The organism is Mycoplasmopsis felis, assembly GCF_034647055.2.
GTDB lineage: Bacteria > Bacillota_I > Bacilli_A > Mycoplasmatales > Metamycoplasmataceae > Mycoplasmopsis > Mycoplasmopsis felis.
Map to the genome: position 1 here is coordinate 466483 of NZ_CP141047.2, position 14747 is coordinate 481229.

The window sequence follows — 14747 nt, forward strand, 5'->3', positions numbered from 1 at the left end:
TAAAAGATAATAAGAAAATATCCAGAATGTTTCTGAATATTTTCAATCTTTAATTTAGTTCATATTGATATGTAATAAAATCTTTATCTTTATAAATTATATTTTCATCTATTAATTTATTTTTATTTATAAATGAAATTTTTGTATCTGTTTTATAAATGTTGTTAATAACAGAAATAATTATAATATTTGCTTTATTATAAAATTGTTCATAAACTGATTTCCCGCCACAAATAAATAAATCTTTTTTATTTTCTCTATATTTAAAAAAAAGATTATTTATTTGTTCTTGAGTATTTAATATTTGATTTATTTTTATATGCTTTGGAAAATCAATATATTTACTTAGAACAATAATTTTTCTATTTTTTAAATCAAATGAACTAGGTAAACTTAAATAAGTGTTTAAACCCATTAATAATGTAGCGTTTTGAGTGATTTTATTAAATAATTTGAGTTCATTTGGTATATTTCATGGTAATTTTTTTAAATAACCTATTCCACCATATAAATCAGTTGCTATTATTAGTTTAATCATTGAAATCTAAATCTGCTTTTCCCATACTTTTTCATTTATTAATTAATTGTTGATATTCTTCATTATTTTGACATTCTAAATATGCTATTTGATCTGCGTCATCTAAAAAATTAAATTCAGGAGATATATCTGTATTTGTAAATTTGTAATATCAATCTTTAACTAGTTTAATATCTTCATTTGCTTCATTTTCATTTACTTTATATGTGTATGTTTTTATTTTTCTTTTAGTTAAATCAATTTCTTCTGGTTTTAGATAATCTCCTTCTTCATCTTTTAAAAAAAGTGCAACTATACTATATTTATCAATTCTTGTATTTAACTTTTTGGACATTAAAATGGCATATAATTGTGCTTGTTTACGATAAGAAGGATCAACACCATCTTTTTGCCATAATTCTTGTTTTTTTTCTCCTGCAGTTTTAATTTCTAAGATCATATTGTGTTCTGGCATAAAACCATCAGGAACACCACTTAAAACATCATCAACACCAGCAAAATAATCATAATTATAATCTTCAGCTTTATAATTTTCAATTTTTTGATTTTTTAATGTATTTCTTAAAACGTCAAAGATTTTAGGTTCTAAAATAATTCCCGCATTAATATATTTTTTTGATAGAACAGGTAATTTTAATCTTGTTATATGACAAAAAGCATTAAATTGAGATTTAAATTTATTTTGTATTAAAATATCACCAACAGAACTACCTCCAATTTTTTTATAACCTTTCCACTTATCAAAGGTCTTTAACTCATTAAAAAAATCAGGTAGTAATTTTATTACTCTTTTTTCTTTGTCAATGATATAGTGAATATTATTTCAATATTTACGAGCCATTATTTAAAAAAGTTTTGAATAATGGTGTTTGCTGCTATTTCAACACCTTTAAAATCAGCAACCCATTCTTGATTAATCATTGTATTTTGTGGAATAATATGGTCAAAAGCAATATTCACTAATTTATCAAAACTTATTTCTGTTGAATTATCATCAACACCCTTTACAAATTTTTCAGCATCCATAAATTTTTCAATTCTGATTGAAATAACTTTAGAAACATCTGTTTCATGATTCAATTTAGTTTCTAAATCTTTTATATTTTTCTTAAAATAATCTAATTCATTAGGGAATCTCATATCATCTATAATGAATAATGTATTTTTATTGTTTTCTATAGACAAGTCAATAGTTTCTTTGATTTTATCAAATACTTTAGCACATCAAATGTTATTGTTAATATTTCTTCCTACTTCTCCCATAGCAATTCATAAAGGTCTAACTATCTCTTTGTCTTTTTGATCTCAGTTGATTTCATCTAAAATAGGTTGTGTGATTTTTTTAATAGGTTCAGCAAAAGACAAAATGTGAACATTATCACTGAATTTGTGAGAAAGTTTTTCAGATAAAGCATTTGTTAAAAGTCCCTTACCACTTCTTCTTTTACCATTTATTAATATAATTACGTGATTTCTTTTTTTCATATTTACTCCTTGATATTAAAAAATTAAGTTTTATTATTATAGAACATTAAACATAAAGAACATAAAAAAACTTAATAATTTTATTTTTATGAAAAAATATAATGAAAATATCATTAACAAAAAATATAATGTAAATTTTTCATATATTTACATTATATTTTTAAATTAAGTTAATTTAAATAATTTTTTTTCTAATACACTGTTTGATTCTAATTGAGTGATATTTTTTAATCTGGAATCAGAAGTTATAGTAATAATTAAGTGAGTATCAATATTTTCTTTTACAAATTTTTCGAGTTCAATTTGCATAATTACTTGATTAGATTTAACTTCTGTATTAGGTTGAACTTTACTTATAAAACCAATTCCATTAAGCTTATGGCTATCTAAACCAATTAATACTAAAAGTTCAACACCATTATTAGATTTAAAAATAAATTGATTTTTATTAGCAGGAACATTAGTAATTTTTCCATCAAAAGGAGCAACTAAGTCAATTGATTTTTGATTTGTATCCATTTTAATAGCAAAACCATTACCTACTAAACCTTCAGAAAAAATTCCATCATTTAATTCTTTTAACCCAATAACTTTTCCATTTGTTAATGATAGAACTTCTAATTCTTTTTCAATTTCAAATTCAGTTTTATTTTTAGTTTCTTTAGTAGTATTTGTTTGTGTGTTTTGTTCTTGCTTTTTAAGAATTTGTGAATATTTCTTAATTTCAAAATTTAATTCTTCTACCACATCACCAAATTCTACATGAATATGATTTTGATCATAAAAGAAAGTTATATTAGTTGCACCTTGTTTAATTAAGTCATCTTTTGAAACTATAGACAAGTTTTTTAAATCATATCTTAATTCTGAAACACTATTGCTAAAACCAACAATATTATGTATTCCTCCAAAAGCATTAACAATATCTATAACTTTTTTTGGTACTTCATGTCCACATACACAACCAAAAAAAGGTTTACATTCACACATATCTGTTTTATTTATTTCCATTATTTCCCCTTATTATGCAATTATATTTGATATTTTACCAAAATTTTATTTATATAAATGTGTTTTATTGATAATAAATTATAAATATTTATGATTAAATAATATATAATTTATAAATATAGACTATTTTAATTAAATAGGAGAAAAATGACTATTATACAAAGGTTAAAAGAAAATATTTTAGAAATAATAAAAAAAATTCAAGATGAAAACTATTTTGATTCAGCGATAGATTTTAATAACTTAAATTTTTTAGTTAATGAACCAAATTTAAATAATAATGATATTTCATACGATTATTCAACGAATATAGCATTTATGTTAAAGCAATATAAAAAAACAAGTCCAATGGAAATAGCAAAAGTAATTCAAAATGAATTATTAAAAAGCAAATGAATTAGTAAAATAGACATTGCTCAACCAGGTTTTTTAAATATTGTTTTAAGTGATATAGCATTTATTGATATTATAAATAACATAGTAAAGGAAAGGGATAATTACGGAAAAAATATAATTCAAAAACAAAAAATAAATGTTGAATACGTATCTGCAAATCCAACAGGTTATTTACATGTAGGACACGTTAGAGGAGCAGTATATGGAAGTACATTAGTAAACATATATAAACATGCTGGACACAACGTTGAATCAGAATATTATGTAAATGATGCAGGGCATCAAATTGAAATTTTAGTTAATTCATTATTAGTAAGATATAAAGAATTATTTAATATTTTCCAAGAAATGCCAACTGACTGTTATAAAGGTAATGATATTATTTATGTAGCAAAAATAGTTAAAGAAAAATATGGTGATTATTTCTTAGAGATAAATGAAACAAAATATAACAAATTAAAAAAAATAGCAGTAGATATTTTATTAGATAAAATAAAATATGACTTAGAATGTATTAATGTCAAATTCGATACATTTACAAGTGAAAAAAGTATTCTTGATAATAATTTGATTAAACCAGTTTTAGATAAATTATCAGATAATTTATATAAAAAAGATGGTGCATTATATTTAAATACTACTCAATTTGGTGATGATAAGGATCGTGTTTTAATTAAAAGTAATGGGAACAATACATATTTATTACCTGATATAGCTTATCATTTAACTAAACTACTAAAATCTGATAAATTAATAAATATTTGAGGAGCAGATCATTCAGGTTATATAGCAAGAATGAAAATAGCTTTAAAATTTATGGGTTATGAACCAGACAAACTAGATATTTTAACAATTGAATTAGTTAAACTTATGAAAAATGGTGAAGAATTTAAAATGTCTAAAAGATCGGGAACCAGTGTTACTTTAAGTGATTTATTAGAAGTGTCAAAACCCGATGCTATAAGATTTATGATGTTAACTAGAGAAATAAGTAACAATTTTATATTTGATATAGATTATGCAAATTCAAATGATATTAATAATCCTGTTTATATAGTTCAATATGGTTATTCTCGTGCAGTTTCTTTATTGAATAAACTTAAAAAACCTAATATAAATAAAGATATAATTTTTTCATCTAAAGCTAAAAAAGTTCTATTAACATTAGATCAATTTCCAGATTTAATTAAAAGTATAGTAAATACATCTAAGGTAAATTTACTAACTCAATATTTAGTTAATTTAGTCAAAAAATTTAATAGTTTTTATGAAGAAACAAGATTACAAAATCATGAATATGAAACATCATATGCAAGTTTAGTTTTAAGTTATAAACTAGTTATGAACCTTGGTTTATCATTATTAGGTATATCAGCACCAAAAACAATGTAATTAGTTCCACAAAAAATTTATAAGAATTTTTTTAAACATAAATAAAAATATAAAATTTAAATACAATAATGTTGAAAGGCAAAAATGAAAAGTACAACAATGTTAGAAATAGCAATTGATTTTGTTTCAGAAGATTACAATCAATCATATGAGTTTTATGAAATTTTCGAAAGAGTTGAATCTTTATTAAAAGATAGTTGAATTGAAAAATTTGTAAACACCGAAAACGGAAAAGATTATGAAAAAGTTCGTGAATTAAAAATGGGAGAACTTTATAGATTACTTACAGTAGATAAAGAATTTTCTCGTAATATGGATGGAACTTGAAAAAAACGTTTAATAAATTAATTTAAGGAGTAAAAATGGCGTTAGTAAATGCAAAAGAAATGCTAAAAAAAGCAAAAGAAGGAAAATATGCAATTCCTCACATTAATATAAATAATTTAGAATGAGCAAAAGCAGTTTTATTAACTGCAGAAGCAGAAAAATCACCAGTTATTGTTGCAACTTCAGAAGGTGCAGTTAAATACATGGGCGGATTCAATGTTGTAAGTGGTATGGTAATGGGATTGATTAAAGATTTAAATATTACAGTTCCTGTTGCTCTTCATTTAGATCATGGTTCTTATGAAGGTGTTAAGAAAGCTATTTCAACAGAAGGATATACATCTTTAATGTTTGATGGTTCTCATTTAGAATTCCAAGACAATTATTCAAAAACAAAAGAATTATTAGAGTTAGCTAAATCAAAAAATATGTCTTTTGAAGCAGAAGTAGGAACAATAGGTGGAGAAGAAGATGGTATAGTTGGTGATGGTGAATTCGCAGATCCAGAACAAGCTAGAAAAATTGCTTCTCTAGGAATAGATGTATTAGCGGCAGGAATCGGAAATATCCATGGACCTTATCCTGCATCATGAACTACATTAAGTTTTGAAACATTAACAGAAATATCAAATGCAGCTGGAGTAGGAATTGTATTGCATGGTGGTAGTGGTATCCCTACTGAACAAATTAAAAAAGCAATTAGTCTTGGTGTTACAAAAATAAACGTTAATACCGAATTACAGCAAGCAAATCATAAAGCACTAAGAAGTTATATAACTTCTGGTGAAGATTTAAAAGGTAAAAATTTTGACCCACGTAAATTATATAAACCAGGTTTTGAAGCAATGTGTCAAGTTGTAAAAGAAAAGATACATGAATTTGGTTCAAATAACAAAGCAAATATAAATCTTATAAATAATAATTAAAAAGAAAACTAAAAAATATTCAAGAAGCTAAAGGTGGACAAAAAAGTTAACATTGCAATGTTAACTTTTTTAATACCTTTGAGGGGGTATACCCCCTCAAAAAAACAAAAAAAGGAGAAGTATGTCAAGGCATTTAAAAACAGAAGAGTTTTACAAAATATATGAAGAATATAATAGAACAGGAATACAAGGAGCTTTAAAGATGTTGTTTAAAATTTCACCAAAAGTTCAGAATAACAACAAGAAGAATAATGTTTGAAGAATTAAAAAAATTATTAATCATTATAATTTAGGTATGGAAGATTTATTAGTGACTAAAAGCGGTAATTTACGTAAAAAAGGTTCAGGTAGACCAAGAAAAAATAAAGAACCAAATTGGGAAATATTCGATAGGGATGATTTAGTTGAAATCGCAAAAAGATATTATGAAATAACAAATAAACTACCAAAATCTAAGCAGATAAAAGAATCCAAAGAATTAAATTTGAATTACTTTAAATTAGCAAATCCTTTCAATCTTTGTAGACAAGCTGTTTCAAAAAACAAAAGAAAAGAAAACCTCAACAAACTACCAAAATATAGTGAAATTATTCTTCGAGCATTTGAAGAAACAAAAGAAAGATACGGTAGAGAAAAACTTAGTGTTTATATACTTAAAAAATACAAAAAGTATATAAATTCACGTAGCTTAGGTAAATATATGAATTTTTTAGGTTTAAAATGTAAAGTAAGACAAAAGAAAAAAAGAAAGAAATTAAAGACACAAATACACAAATTGAAAATCTTGTTAAGAGAGACTACGATGATAAAGAGAACAGAAATATTTTTGCTACTGATGTTTCATATATAAAATCACCAAAAGATGTTCTAGAATCTTTTGTATATTTATCTGCTATTTTATCTCACAAAACAAAAGAAATTATCGGCTTTAAGTTGTCAAAAAGTAACAACTTAGATTTAGATATTCAAAATTTAGAATATTTAACTAAAAAGAAATATTCAAATTTTATAATACATTCTGATCATGGTTTTCAATATACAAATCAAATATATATTGATAAAGTCAAAAAATCTAATGGCAAAGTTTCACTTTCTAGAATTGGGAACTCATTAGATAATCGTGAAATTGAATATTGATTTTGTATCATAAAAACTGAATTATTAAATGATTTAGATTATTCTGAAATTACTTTTGATGAATTAAATCTTAAAATAAAGGAATATGTTGATTGATATAATAAAGAAAGAATTCAATCAAATTTAGAATGAAAAACACCACAGCAAACAGCTATGATGTTATAATTTACAAAAATGTTAATTTTTTGTGTCGTGTTTAGTCTCCTGAATATTTTTTGTACTTTAATATTATTTTATTATGATTTTGTAATATATAATTTAATCTATGAAATTACCTTATGATGATAATAATGTGGAAGATATTTTTCGTTATTCCCAAAAACTGATTAATAAAAGTTTTAGAGATATTTTAAAGATGGCATTTGAGAATAAAGATGAACTTCTTGATAAATCAAAATATTATGATAATCCTAAATTTAAAGGTTCATTAGGTAATTTAATTGAATAATATTTTTATTTTATTAAACCAAATAATATGAATTCACCTGATTTCAAAAGCGTGAAACTAGAACTAAAAGTAACACCTTTTGAATATAACAAAGGTCAATACAAGGCTGCTGAGAGACTCGTAATTACAATGATACCTAGTAACAAACCCATAAGTTCAGATTTTGAAAATTCTTTATTAAAAGATAAAATTCAAAAACTTTTACTTATTTGGTATAAAAGAAACAAAGAACAGAGAAAGATAGATTATATTATTGATTTTGTATCTTTATTAAACATTTATAATGAAGTTTTCAAAAACGATTTAGAAATTATAAAAAATGATTATAAACTTATTTCAAGTAAAATAAGAAAAGGATTAGCTCACACATTATCAGAATCTGATACAAAATATTTAGGTGCTTGCATAAAAGGTAGTACATCAGAAAAAGCTTTAGCTGTTCAGTATTATAATTCTGATATAAAATCAAAGAGAAGAGCATTTTGCTTAAAACAAAGCTATATGACTTATTTACTTAATAACCATATAAATAAATTAGAAAAAAATGAATCTATCATTGAAAAATTAAGTATTAATGCTAAAAATTTCGATGTTCAAATAATTAAACAAATTAATAAATTTGTAAATTACTCAGAAACTAATCTTTATACAATTTTTAATATTAATAAACAATCTAAACAAAGAAATAAAACACTAGTTTTAAAAATCTTAGGTATAAATACAGAAAATATTGATGAATTCATTAAAGCTAATATACATATAAAAACAATTAGAATAAAAGAAAATTTTAAACCTATAGAAAGTATGTCATTTCCAAAATTTAAAATAAATAACTTTATAAAAGAAAAATTTGAACAATCAAAAGAATATAAGTATTTTTTAAATACAAGATTTCTTTTTGTAGTATTTAAAGAAAATAAAGATAAAAAATATAAATTATATGATTGTTTTTTTGAAATATGCCTATTGAAGATTTAGAAGGTAAATTTAAGGAAGAATCAGAATTATATAAAAACTGTTTTAAAAATAATATTAATTTTGTTGTTAATAAAAACTCAAACAACAAAATTGTTGTATACAATGATTTGCCAAAAAAGAGGCATACTAAAATTTTACATATTAGACCCATGCGAATAACAGTGCATATGTGATTAATGGAATAAAATATGGTAATGGCTCAGATGCAGATATGGATTTGCTTCCAAATGATGATAAAATAACAAGTCAGTGTTTCTGACTAAACAATGATTATATATCAAAAGTAATTAAAAGTAAAAAGGATGAAAAATGGAATTAAAAGTAATTGAATTATTTGCAGGTGTTGGAGGTTTCCGTGTTGGATTGAATAAAATCATTGAAATTCATAAAACAGGTGTTGCTATAGAAAATAAAAAGTGAGATTTTGTTTGAGCGAATCAATATGAACCGTCTACAAAAACTCAGGATGCATATGAATGTTACAAAAAGAGATTTAATACAAATGATATTTCTAACGAGGACATTGCTTTAATTGATAAAAATAAAATTCCATACCATTCATTATTAGTTGGAGGTTTTCCTTGTCAGGATTACTCTGTTGCACGCTCTTTAAATAATGAATTAGGAATTCAAGGAAAAAAGGTATTTTATTCTGGGAAATTATAGAAATATTAAAAATTAAAAAAAACACCATTTGTGTTATTGGAAAATGTAGATAGACTGTTAAAATCTCCTTCAAAACAAAAAAGGTAGAGATTTTGCAATAATGCTTAAGACATTTGATGTTTTAGGTTATGATGTTCAATGAAGAATAATTAATGCAGCGGAATATGGGATGCCACAAAAAAGAAAAAGAGTTTTTATTTTTGCTTATAAAAAGAATTTAAAATACTCAAAAGAAATAGAAACACACAATTTAAATCTAGATTCAAATATTTTTAACAGAGTTTTTAAGATAGAATATAAAAACAGTTTAAATTCAATAAATCTGAATGAATATAATGATTTATTCGATTTAACTAATAACTACAATAAAGGTAAATTCTTAGAAACAGGAATAATGAAAAATGGAGTAGTTTTTCATGATAATATAACAGAAATTTCAACAAGCAAACATACATTAAAAATGGTTTTAGATAAATCTAAGGAATTTAATTCAAATATTCAAAATTATTTAATACAAGACGAAAAATTAAAAAAAATTGAATATCTTAAAGGTAGCAAAAAAATACAAAGAACATCAAAAGATGGTCATAAATATTGATACAGTGAAGGAAAAATGTCTTTTCCTGATAATTTAAATGAACCAGCAAGAACTATGTTAACTAGTGAAGGTTCTATTAATCGTTCAACCCATATAATTTATGATGAAACTTTAAGAAATTATAGATCGCTCACCCCAATCGAATGTGAATTAATCCAAATGTTTCCACCTAATTGAACAAATACTATGTCTGAAAAAAGAAGATATTTTATGATGGGGAATGCATTAGTAACAGGAATAATTTCAGATATTGAACCTATTTTAAGTCAAATAATAGAAAATGAATAAATTTATAATATTCAAAATTTATTTGCTTTGAATTATTATAATAACCTTGTTTTTTAATTAAAAATATTCGGTTTCCGAATATTTTTCTACATTAAAACATAAATTTTCAAGCTTTTTTAATATATAAATAACCAGAAAAACAAGAAAAAAATAAAGAAACAAAGATTGGTATATTAATAATTAAAAATCATCAACTTATATTGTTAATATAAACAGGTGAATTCATAAAATGAAAAAGTATTGAGAATAACAAAACTAAAACAATTCCTATACTTAAAATCATTGTCTTTGCTTTTCCTCAAAAACTAGCTGAGACATCTTGATTATTTTTTATTAAAAGACCTCTGCATCCGTCAACAATAATATCTCTTAAAATAAATAAAATAACTACTCAATAAGGAGTTAGCCATATAATTGATAAATAAATTAATGTAGCAGTTGTAATTAATTTATCTGCAATAGGATCTCACAATTTTCCAAAAGTAGAAACTAAATTCTGGCTTCTTGCTATTTTTCCATCATAATAATCTGTTACCATTGCTAAAATAAATATTGTTAGGATAAAAATATTAAATACAAAAAATATAACAAAAGGTCAAACTGATAAATGTAATTTAAATGATATGAACATATATGAATATGAGTTGTATTGTTTAAATATAAAAACATTAAAACTTATAAAAAAAATCAAAGGAATAACAAATATTATTCTCATTAAAGTTAATTTATTAGGTAAATTTAGTTTTTTATAAAAATTATTCATTATTACTTTCTTTAATTTTATTTAATGCAGAATAATATTTTTGTTCCATTCATATGTTTAATTCTTCTTTAGTTTTTAAGTTTTCTAATGAAGTTCTTATAGAGTTTTTTGCTTCATTTAATGCAGTTTCTTCATAGTTATTAAAATCAGTTAAAACTTTTTCTAACTTCTTTTGTCATAAATTAGAATTTAAATCTCTTAGCATATCTAATTCTTGAATTTCTTTTTGAAACTTAGGATTTTGTAAGATAAAGTTTTTAAACTCATACTCATCAAAAATTTGATCTATAACATTTTTTGTAGCACGGTTTATCTCTGACATTGTGTATTTTCCAATACTAGGCACAAAATTATCATGAGTATATTTATTTAAAAGTATTAATTTATTAATTTTTATAACTATTTCATATCAGTAAATAGATGAATTTTTTTCGAATTCCTCTGTTGCTTGTTTAGTTCGTTTTTTTTCGATTTTACCTTTAATAAATTGATATAAAAAATATACAATTAATAAACATAAAATAATTGCTAAGACAACTCAAATTATTATATTACCAGCTTCTGCTGAAAAGAATGTTTGATTATTCATTATTCTCCTATTTTTTTATTTTTAATCTTCAATTATAACTTTTTACTTCTACACAGTTTTTTGTTACATCTCTTTTTATTTCTTCTTCGCTCGGAGGAGTTATTAATTGTCCATTATTTAGTTGAATTAATAAATCGAACAATAAAGCAGTGACTTTTTTATTGTTTATAATTTCTTTATCTTCAGGCTTTTCATATATTAAAAAACCACCATTCGATAATCTTTCATTGACTTCCTGATTGTATTCTTTTAATAAATCCTTAACTTCTTTTTTGATTTCTGATAATTCTTTGTTCAATTCTAAATATCTTTCAGCAAGGATTTTTGACTTTTCTATAATAATACTTTCTTCCATTTTATCTTCCTAATATACTAAATTTAAACTCATATTGAGTTCTGTAAAAATATTTATATATTGTGTAATATTTTGGCTATTTGTATTGCTTTCACCTATTATTCCGGAAATGTACGCTAAATACAATACTAATAAATTTAAACCAAAAAAGATTAGTGTAGCTAGTGCATCTGATAATGTAGCAAGAATTGGAGCAGACATAACTGCTGGATCTTTTTTGAATTTTATGGCCAGTAAAGGAATAATTGTTCCTAAGAATTTTGCAAATATAACAACTAATCACAATGAAAGAGAACTAGCTATTATGATGAAACTTAATGTACTTCAATCTTTTGCACCTTCTCTAAAATACGGAATAGCATAATATATATATAATCTCATAATATTTACTAAAAACATTATTCCACCAATTATAGTTCCTACTATAATTTCTTTAAAAATAACCTTTTTATATTCATTATTGTCAAAATCGCCTAAAGCAGCAGCCCGAGTTATTGTTGTTGAAGATTGTGAACCAGCATTACCTGCTGCACCGCTTATAATAGGTATTAATGAAACAACTACTGCAGTTGAAACAGTTATTTGCAAACTATCTAAGAAATTTTCACTCAGATTAGTAAATTCTTGTATTATAAATTGAGAAAAAGTTGCTGATATCATTAAAATAATTAATCATAAAACACGTGATTTAACAATACTTAGTATTCTGGTTTTTAAATAATTTTCTTCAGCTGCAGTAGGATTTATCCCCGCCATTTTATAAATATCTTCAGTCGCTTCTTCTTGTATAACATCAATAATATCATCAGAAGTAATCATACCGATTAATCTATTATCATTTGTTATTACTGGCAAAGTGGATTTATCATGATTTGAGAATACTTGAGCTGCATATTCTTTATCATCAGTTGGTTTAACACTAGTAACAGCATTATATAATTCAGAAAGTGTTTGTTCTTCATTACTAAATACTAATTCCTCTAAAGTGATATCACCTATTAAATAGCCATTTTCATTTACAATATAAAAATTATGACCCATTAAAATATTTTGATTATAGTCTTTTCTAATTTTATTGAGTGCTTTTTTACAATTTCAGGAGTCTTTTAAAATTGAAATATCCACTCTCATAAAACTACCTACCTGGTCATTTGTATAAGAAAGAATTTGATTAATTTTGTCTCTTTTTTCTTTAGGGGTTTGAGAAAGTATTTTACGAGTTATGTTAGCTGGTAATTCTTCTATTAAGTCTGCTAATTCATCAGTTTCAATTTCTTGTAAAACCTTTTGTCCTAAATCGTCTGTAAAAGAATTAACTAGATTTAGCTTGATATCATCATCTAAATAAGAAAATATTTCGGCTGCTTCTTCTGTTTTTAAAATTCTTAAAACATAAATTTGGTCTTCTATACTTAACTCTTCTAAAGCTTTTGCAAAATCTGCATGAGGTATGTCTTCTTCTAGTTCTCTAAGTGATTTAACACTTTTTGAATTAATTAATTCTTGAAGTTCTAAAATAAGCAAGTTCTTATTAAATTCTCTTTGATCTTTTTCCATTTTAGTCCTTTAAAAATTTAATTAATTCTTCTTGAAATTCTTCTAATTTAACTTTATGTATTTTGGATTTTTTTAATATTCTAACTGTACCTGTTTCTTCAGAAACTATTATTGTGATTGCATCTGATTGTTCGGAAATACCCATAGCAGCACGATGTCTTGAACCATATTCTGAATTTACAGATTTACTAGTTATTTTATAAAAAGTAGAAGCATAGTATATTTTTGCATCTCTAATAATCACAGCACCATCATGTAATGGAGAATACTTGTTAAAAATAGAAATTAATAAAGCACTTGAAATATTAGCATTAACAATAATCCCATCTGTTCTTAAGTTATCAAGATTATCATTGTTTTCAATTGTTATTAGCGCACCTGTTTTAGTTTTAGATAAATATTCAACACTTTCTCTTAATTGATTTATTAATCTTATCTGAGAACTTTTTCCGATTTTATCATATCTATTTTTCTTAATTTTAGAAACTATGAAACTATGGATATTTGTTCAGTTTAGAAACACAAAAAACAATATTAAAGTTAAAAAACAAAAGATAACAAAAATTAAAATAACTGTTAATATAGTTTGATTTTCCACATTAACTCCTTTTCTTACTATAAAGTTTTACCTATATAAAATGCTACTAATAGCAAACCTATAATAATTATCAAAGCAACTGAAGTTAAAATTAAATTAACAAAAAGACTTTTTTTATAAATTGGTAATTCCTTTTCTTTTTGTTTTTGGATTAACTTGTTATTTTTGTTTTTTTCTTTTGCTATAGCATAGGCTATTTCTTCTTTTCTAAATTGAATAAAATTTAATTTATTTTTGTTATCCATAGTTCTCCTTCAAATATATAAATTATAATGCTTTATATATTTTTATATTATAAACTTTTATATTAAAAATAATAACTAATTCTTAAAATTATTAACTTATTTGCCTATGACATAGCAAAATAAGTTTTTTTAATGTTATTTAGTATTTTAGTTTTTAAACTAACAAAAAACATTTATAGTCAATTTTAGAGTTATTTATTTTCTTGAGAAAATGATAATTTCCATATTTTATTTCATATTTTTTCCTTTATTTTAATTTTTTTAAAAAAATACTTTAAAAAACATAAAATTTTGATATATTAATGAAATATATTTCATTAAAGAATTATAAATTTTTCATTTTTAAGTTTTAAAAACATATTTAAATGAAAATGATTTTTTTAAAATTTTTAAGATTTAGAAATTAACAAAAAAACAAATTTTTTTTAAATTTTCCTTTTAACACTATAA

General features: G+C 23.3%; 20 protein-coding genes. 10 read left to right on the forward strand and 10 right to left on the reverse strand.

Annotation, left to right across the window (positions count from 1 at the left end):
- Positions 1 to 49: 49 nt before the first annotated feature.
- The 4 genes from RRG59_RS02010 to RRG59_RS02025 form a co-directional block, all read right to left on the reverse strand.
- On the reverse strand, positions 50 to 538 hold the full coding sequence (locus RRG59_RS02010; protein ID WP_322901837.1) for a dihydrofolate reductase: 489 nt from the start codon (positions 536 to 538) through the stop codon (positions 50 to 52).
- Positions 531 to 1379 (reverse strand): MAGa7180 family putative nuclease, encoded by an 849-nt coding sequence (locus tag RRG59_RS02015; protein WP_322875833.1) that lies wholly within the window; start codon positions 1377 to 1379, stop codon positions 531 to 533. Before RRG59_RS02015 ends, RRG59_RS02010 begins: the two co-directional genes overlap by 8 nt.
- Complete coding sequence (locus RRG59_RS02020; protein WP_161553040.1) at positions 1379 to 2023, reverse strand: hypothetical protein; 645 nt, start codon at positions 2021 to 2023, stop codon at positions 1379 to 1381. The genes RRG59_RS02015 and RRG59_RS02020 overlap by 1 nt, the downstream gene beginning before the upstream one ends.
- Positions 2024 to 2188: 165 nt before the next feature.
- Entirely contained in the window at positions 2189 to 3034 is an 846-nt protein-coding gene (locus RRG59_RS02025) for a PTS sugar transporter subunit IIAB (protein ID WP_322900744.1), read from the reverse strand.
- A gap of 147 nt (positions 3035 to 3181) precedes the next feature.
- Between RRG59_RS02025 and argS the strand changes: the two genes are divergently transcribed.
- From argS to RRG59_RS02075, 10 genes are all read left to right on the forward strand, one after another.
- On the forward strand, positions 3182 to 4822 hold the full coding sequence (gene argS, locus RRG59_RS02030; protein WP_322901838.1) for an arginine--tRNA ligase: 1641 nt from the start codon (positions 3182 to 3184) through the stop codon (positions 4820 to 4822).
- A gap of 84 nt (positions 4823 to 4906) precedes the next feature.
- Entirely contained in the window at positions 4907 to 5170 is a 264-nt protein-coding gene (gene rpoE, locus RRG59_RS02035) for a DNA-directed RNA polymerase subunit delta (protein WP_036431189.1), read from the forward strand.
- Positions 5171 to 5184: 14 nt separating this feature from the next.
- A complete protein-coding gene (gene fba, locus RRG59_RS02040) occupies positions 5185 to 6075 on the forward strand; it encodes a class II fructose-1,6-bisphosphate aldolase (protein ID WP_322901839.1) in 891 nt (296 codons plus the stop codon).
- Positions 6076 to 6196: 121 nt separating this feature from the next.
- The gene (locus RRG59_RS02045) at positions 6197 to 6925 is read left to right on the forward strand and encodes a hypothetical protein (protein ID WP_322901841.1); all 729 of its coding nucleotides are present in this window, start codon (positions 6197 to 6199) and stop codon (positions 6923 to 6925) included.
- Between the two features lie 83 nt (positions 6926 to 7008).
- Positions 7009 to 7377 carry an IS3 family transposase gene (locus RRG59_RS02050; RefSeq protein WP_322901843.1) on the forward strand — a complete coding sequence of 123 codons (369 nt, stop codon included), beginning with the start codon at positions 7009 to 7011 and terminating at the stop codon, positions 7375 to 7377.
- A gap of 100 nt (positions 7378 to 7477) precedes the next feature.
- On the forward strand, positions 7478 to 7660 hold the full coding sequence (locus tag RRG59_RS02055; RefSeq protein ID WP_322900747.1) for a hypothetical protein: 183 nt from the start codon (positions 7478 to 7480) through the stop codon (positions 7658 to 7660).
- Positions 7661 to 7672: 12 nt separating this feature from the next.
- Positions 7673 to 8638, forward strand: coding sequence for a Sau3AI family type II restriction endonuclease (locus RRG59_RS02060; protein WP_322902735.1), 966 nt, complete (start codon positions 7673 to 7675; stop codon positions 8636 to 8638).
- Positions 8620 to 8823 carry a hypothetical protein gene (locus RRG59_RS02065; RefSeq protein WP_322901844.1) on the forward strand — a complete coding sequence of 68 codons (204 nt, stop codon included), beginning with the start codon at positions 8620 to 8622 and terminating at the stop codon, positions 8821 to 8823. The genes RRG59_RS02060 and RRG59_RS02065 overlap by 19 nt, the downstream gene beginning before the upstream one ends.
- 124 nt (positions 8824 to 8947) lie before the next feature.
- Positions 8948 to 9304: a DNA cytosine methyltransferase gene (locus RRG59_RS02070; RefSeq protein ID WP_263321773.1), complete on the forward strand. Its 357-nt coding sequence runs from the start codon at positions 8948 to 8950 to the stop codon at positions 9302 to 9304.
- Positions 9305 to 9404: 100 nt separating this feature from the next.
- Complete coding sequence (locus RRG59_RS02075) at positions 9405 to 10190, forward strand: DNA cytosine methyltransferase (RefSeq protein WP_322901847.1); 786 nt, start codon at positions 9405 to 9407, stop codon at positions 10188 to 10190.
- A gap of 91 nt (positions 10191 to 10281) precedes the next feature.
- Here the strand turns inward: RRG59_RS02075 and pgsA are convergent, their stop codons facing one another.
- The 6 genes from pgsA to RRG59_RS02105 all read right to left on the reverse strand — a co-directional run bounded on the left by pgsA (position 10282) and on the right by RRG59_RS02105 (position 14297).
- Positions 10282 to 10953: a CDP-diacylglycerol--glycerol-3-phosphate 3-phosphatidyltransferase gene (gene pgsA, locus RRG59_RS02080; RefSeq protein ID WP_322901849.1), complete on the reverse strand. Its 672-nt coding sequence runs from the start codon at positions 10951 to 10953 to the stop codon at positions 10282 to 10284.
- Positions 10946 to 11542, reverse strand: coding sequence for an MHJ_0274 family protein (locus RRG59_RS02085; RefSeq protein ID WP_161553046.1), 597 nt, complete (start codon positions 11540 to 11542; stop codon positions 10946 to 10948). Before RRG59_RS02085 ends, pgsA begins: the two co-directional genes overlap by 8 nt.
- Positions 11543 to 11549: 7 nt before the next feature.
- Positions 11550 to 11897 (reverse strand): hypothetical protein, encoded by a 348-nt coding sequence (locus tag RRG59_RS02090; protein ID WP_322901851.1) that lies wholly within the window; start codon positions 11895 to 11897, stop codon positions 11550 to 11552.
- Between the two features lie 9 nt (positions 11898 to 11906).
- Positions 11907 to 13454, reverse strand: coding sequence for a magnesium transporter (gene mgtE / locus RRG59_RS02095; RefSeq protein WP_322901852.1), 1548 nt, complete (start codon positions 13452 to 13454; stop codon positions 11907 to 11909).
- A 1-nt stretch (position 13455) separates the two neighbouring features.
- A complete protein-coding gene (locus tag RRG59_RS02100; RefSeq protein ID WP_419198142.1) occupies positions 13456 to 13998 on the reverse strand; it encodes a diadenylate cyclase in 543 nt (180 codons plus the stop codon).
- Between the two features lie 71 nt (positions 13999 to 14069).
- A complete protein-coding gene (locus tag RRG59_RS02105; protein ID WP_161553049.1) occupies positions 14070 to 14297 on the reverse strand; it encodes a hypothetical protein in 228 nt (75 codons plus the stop codon).
- Positions 14298 to 14747 lie beyond the last annotated feature (450 nt).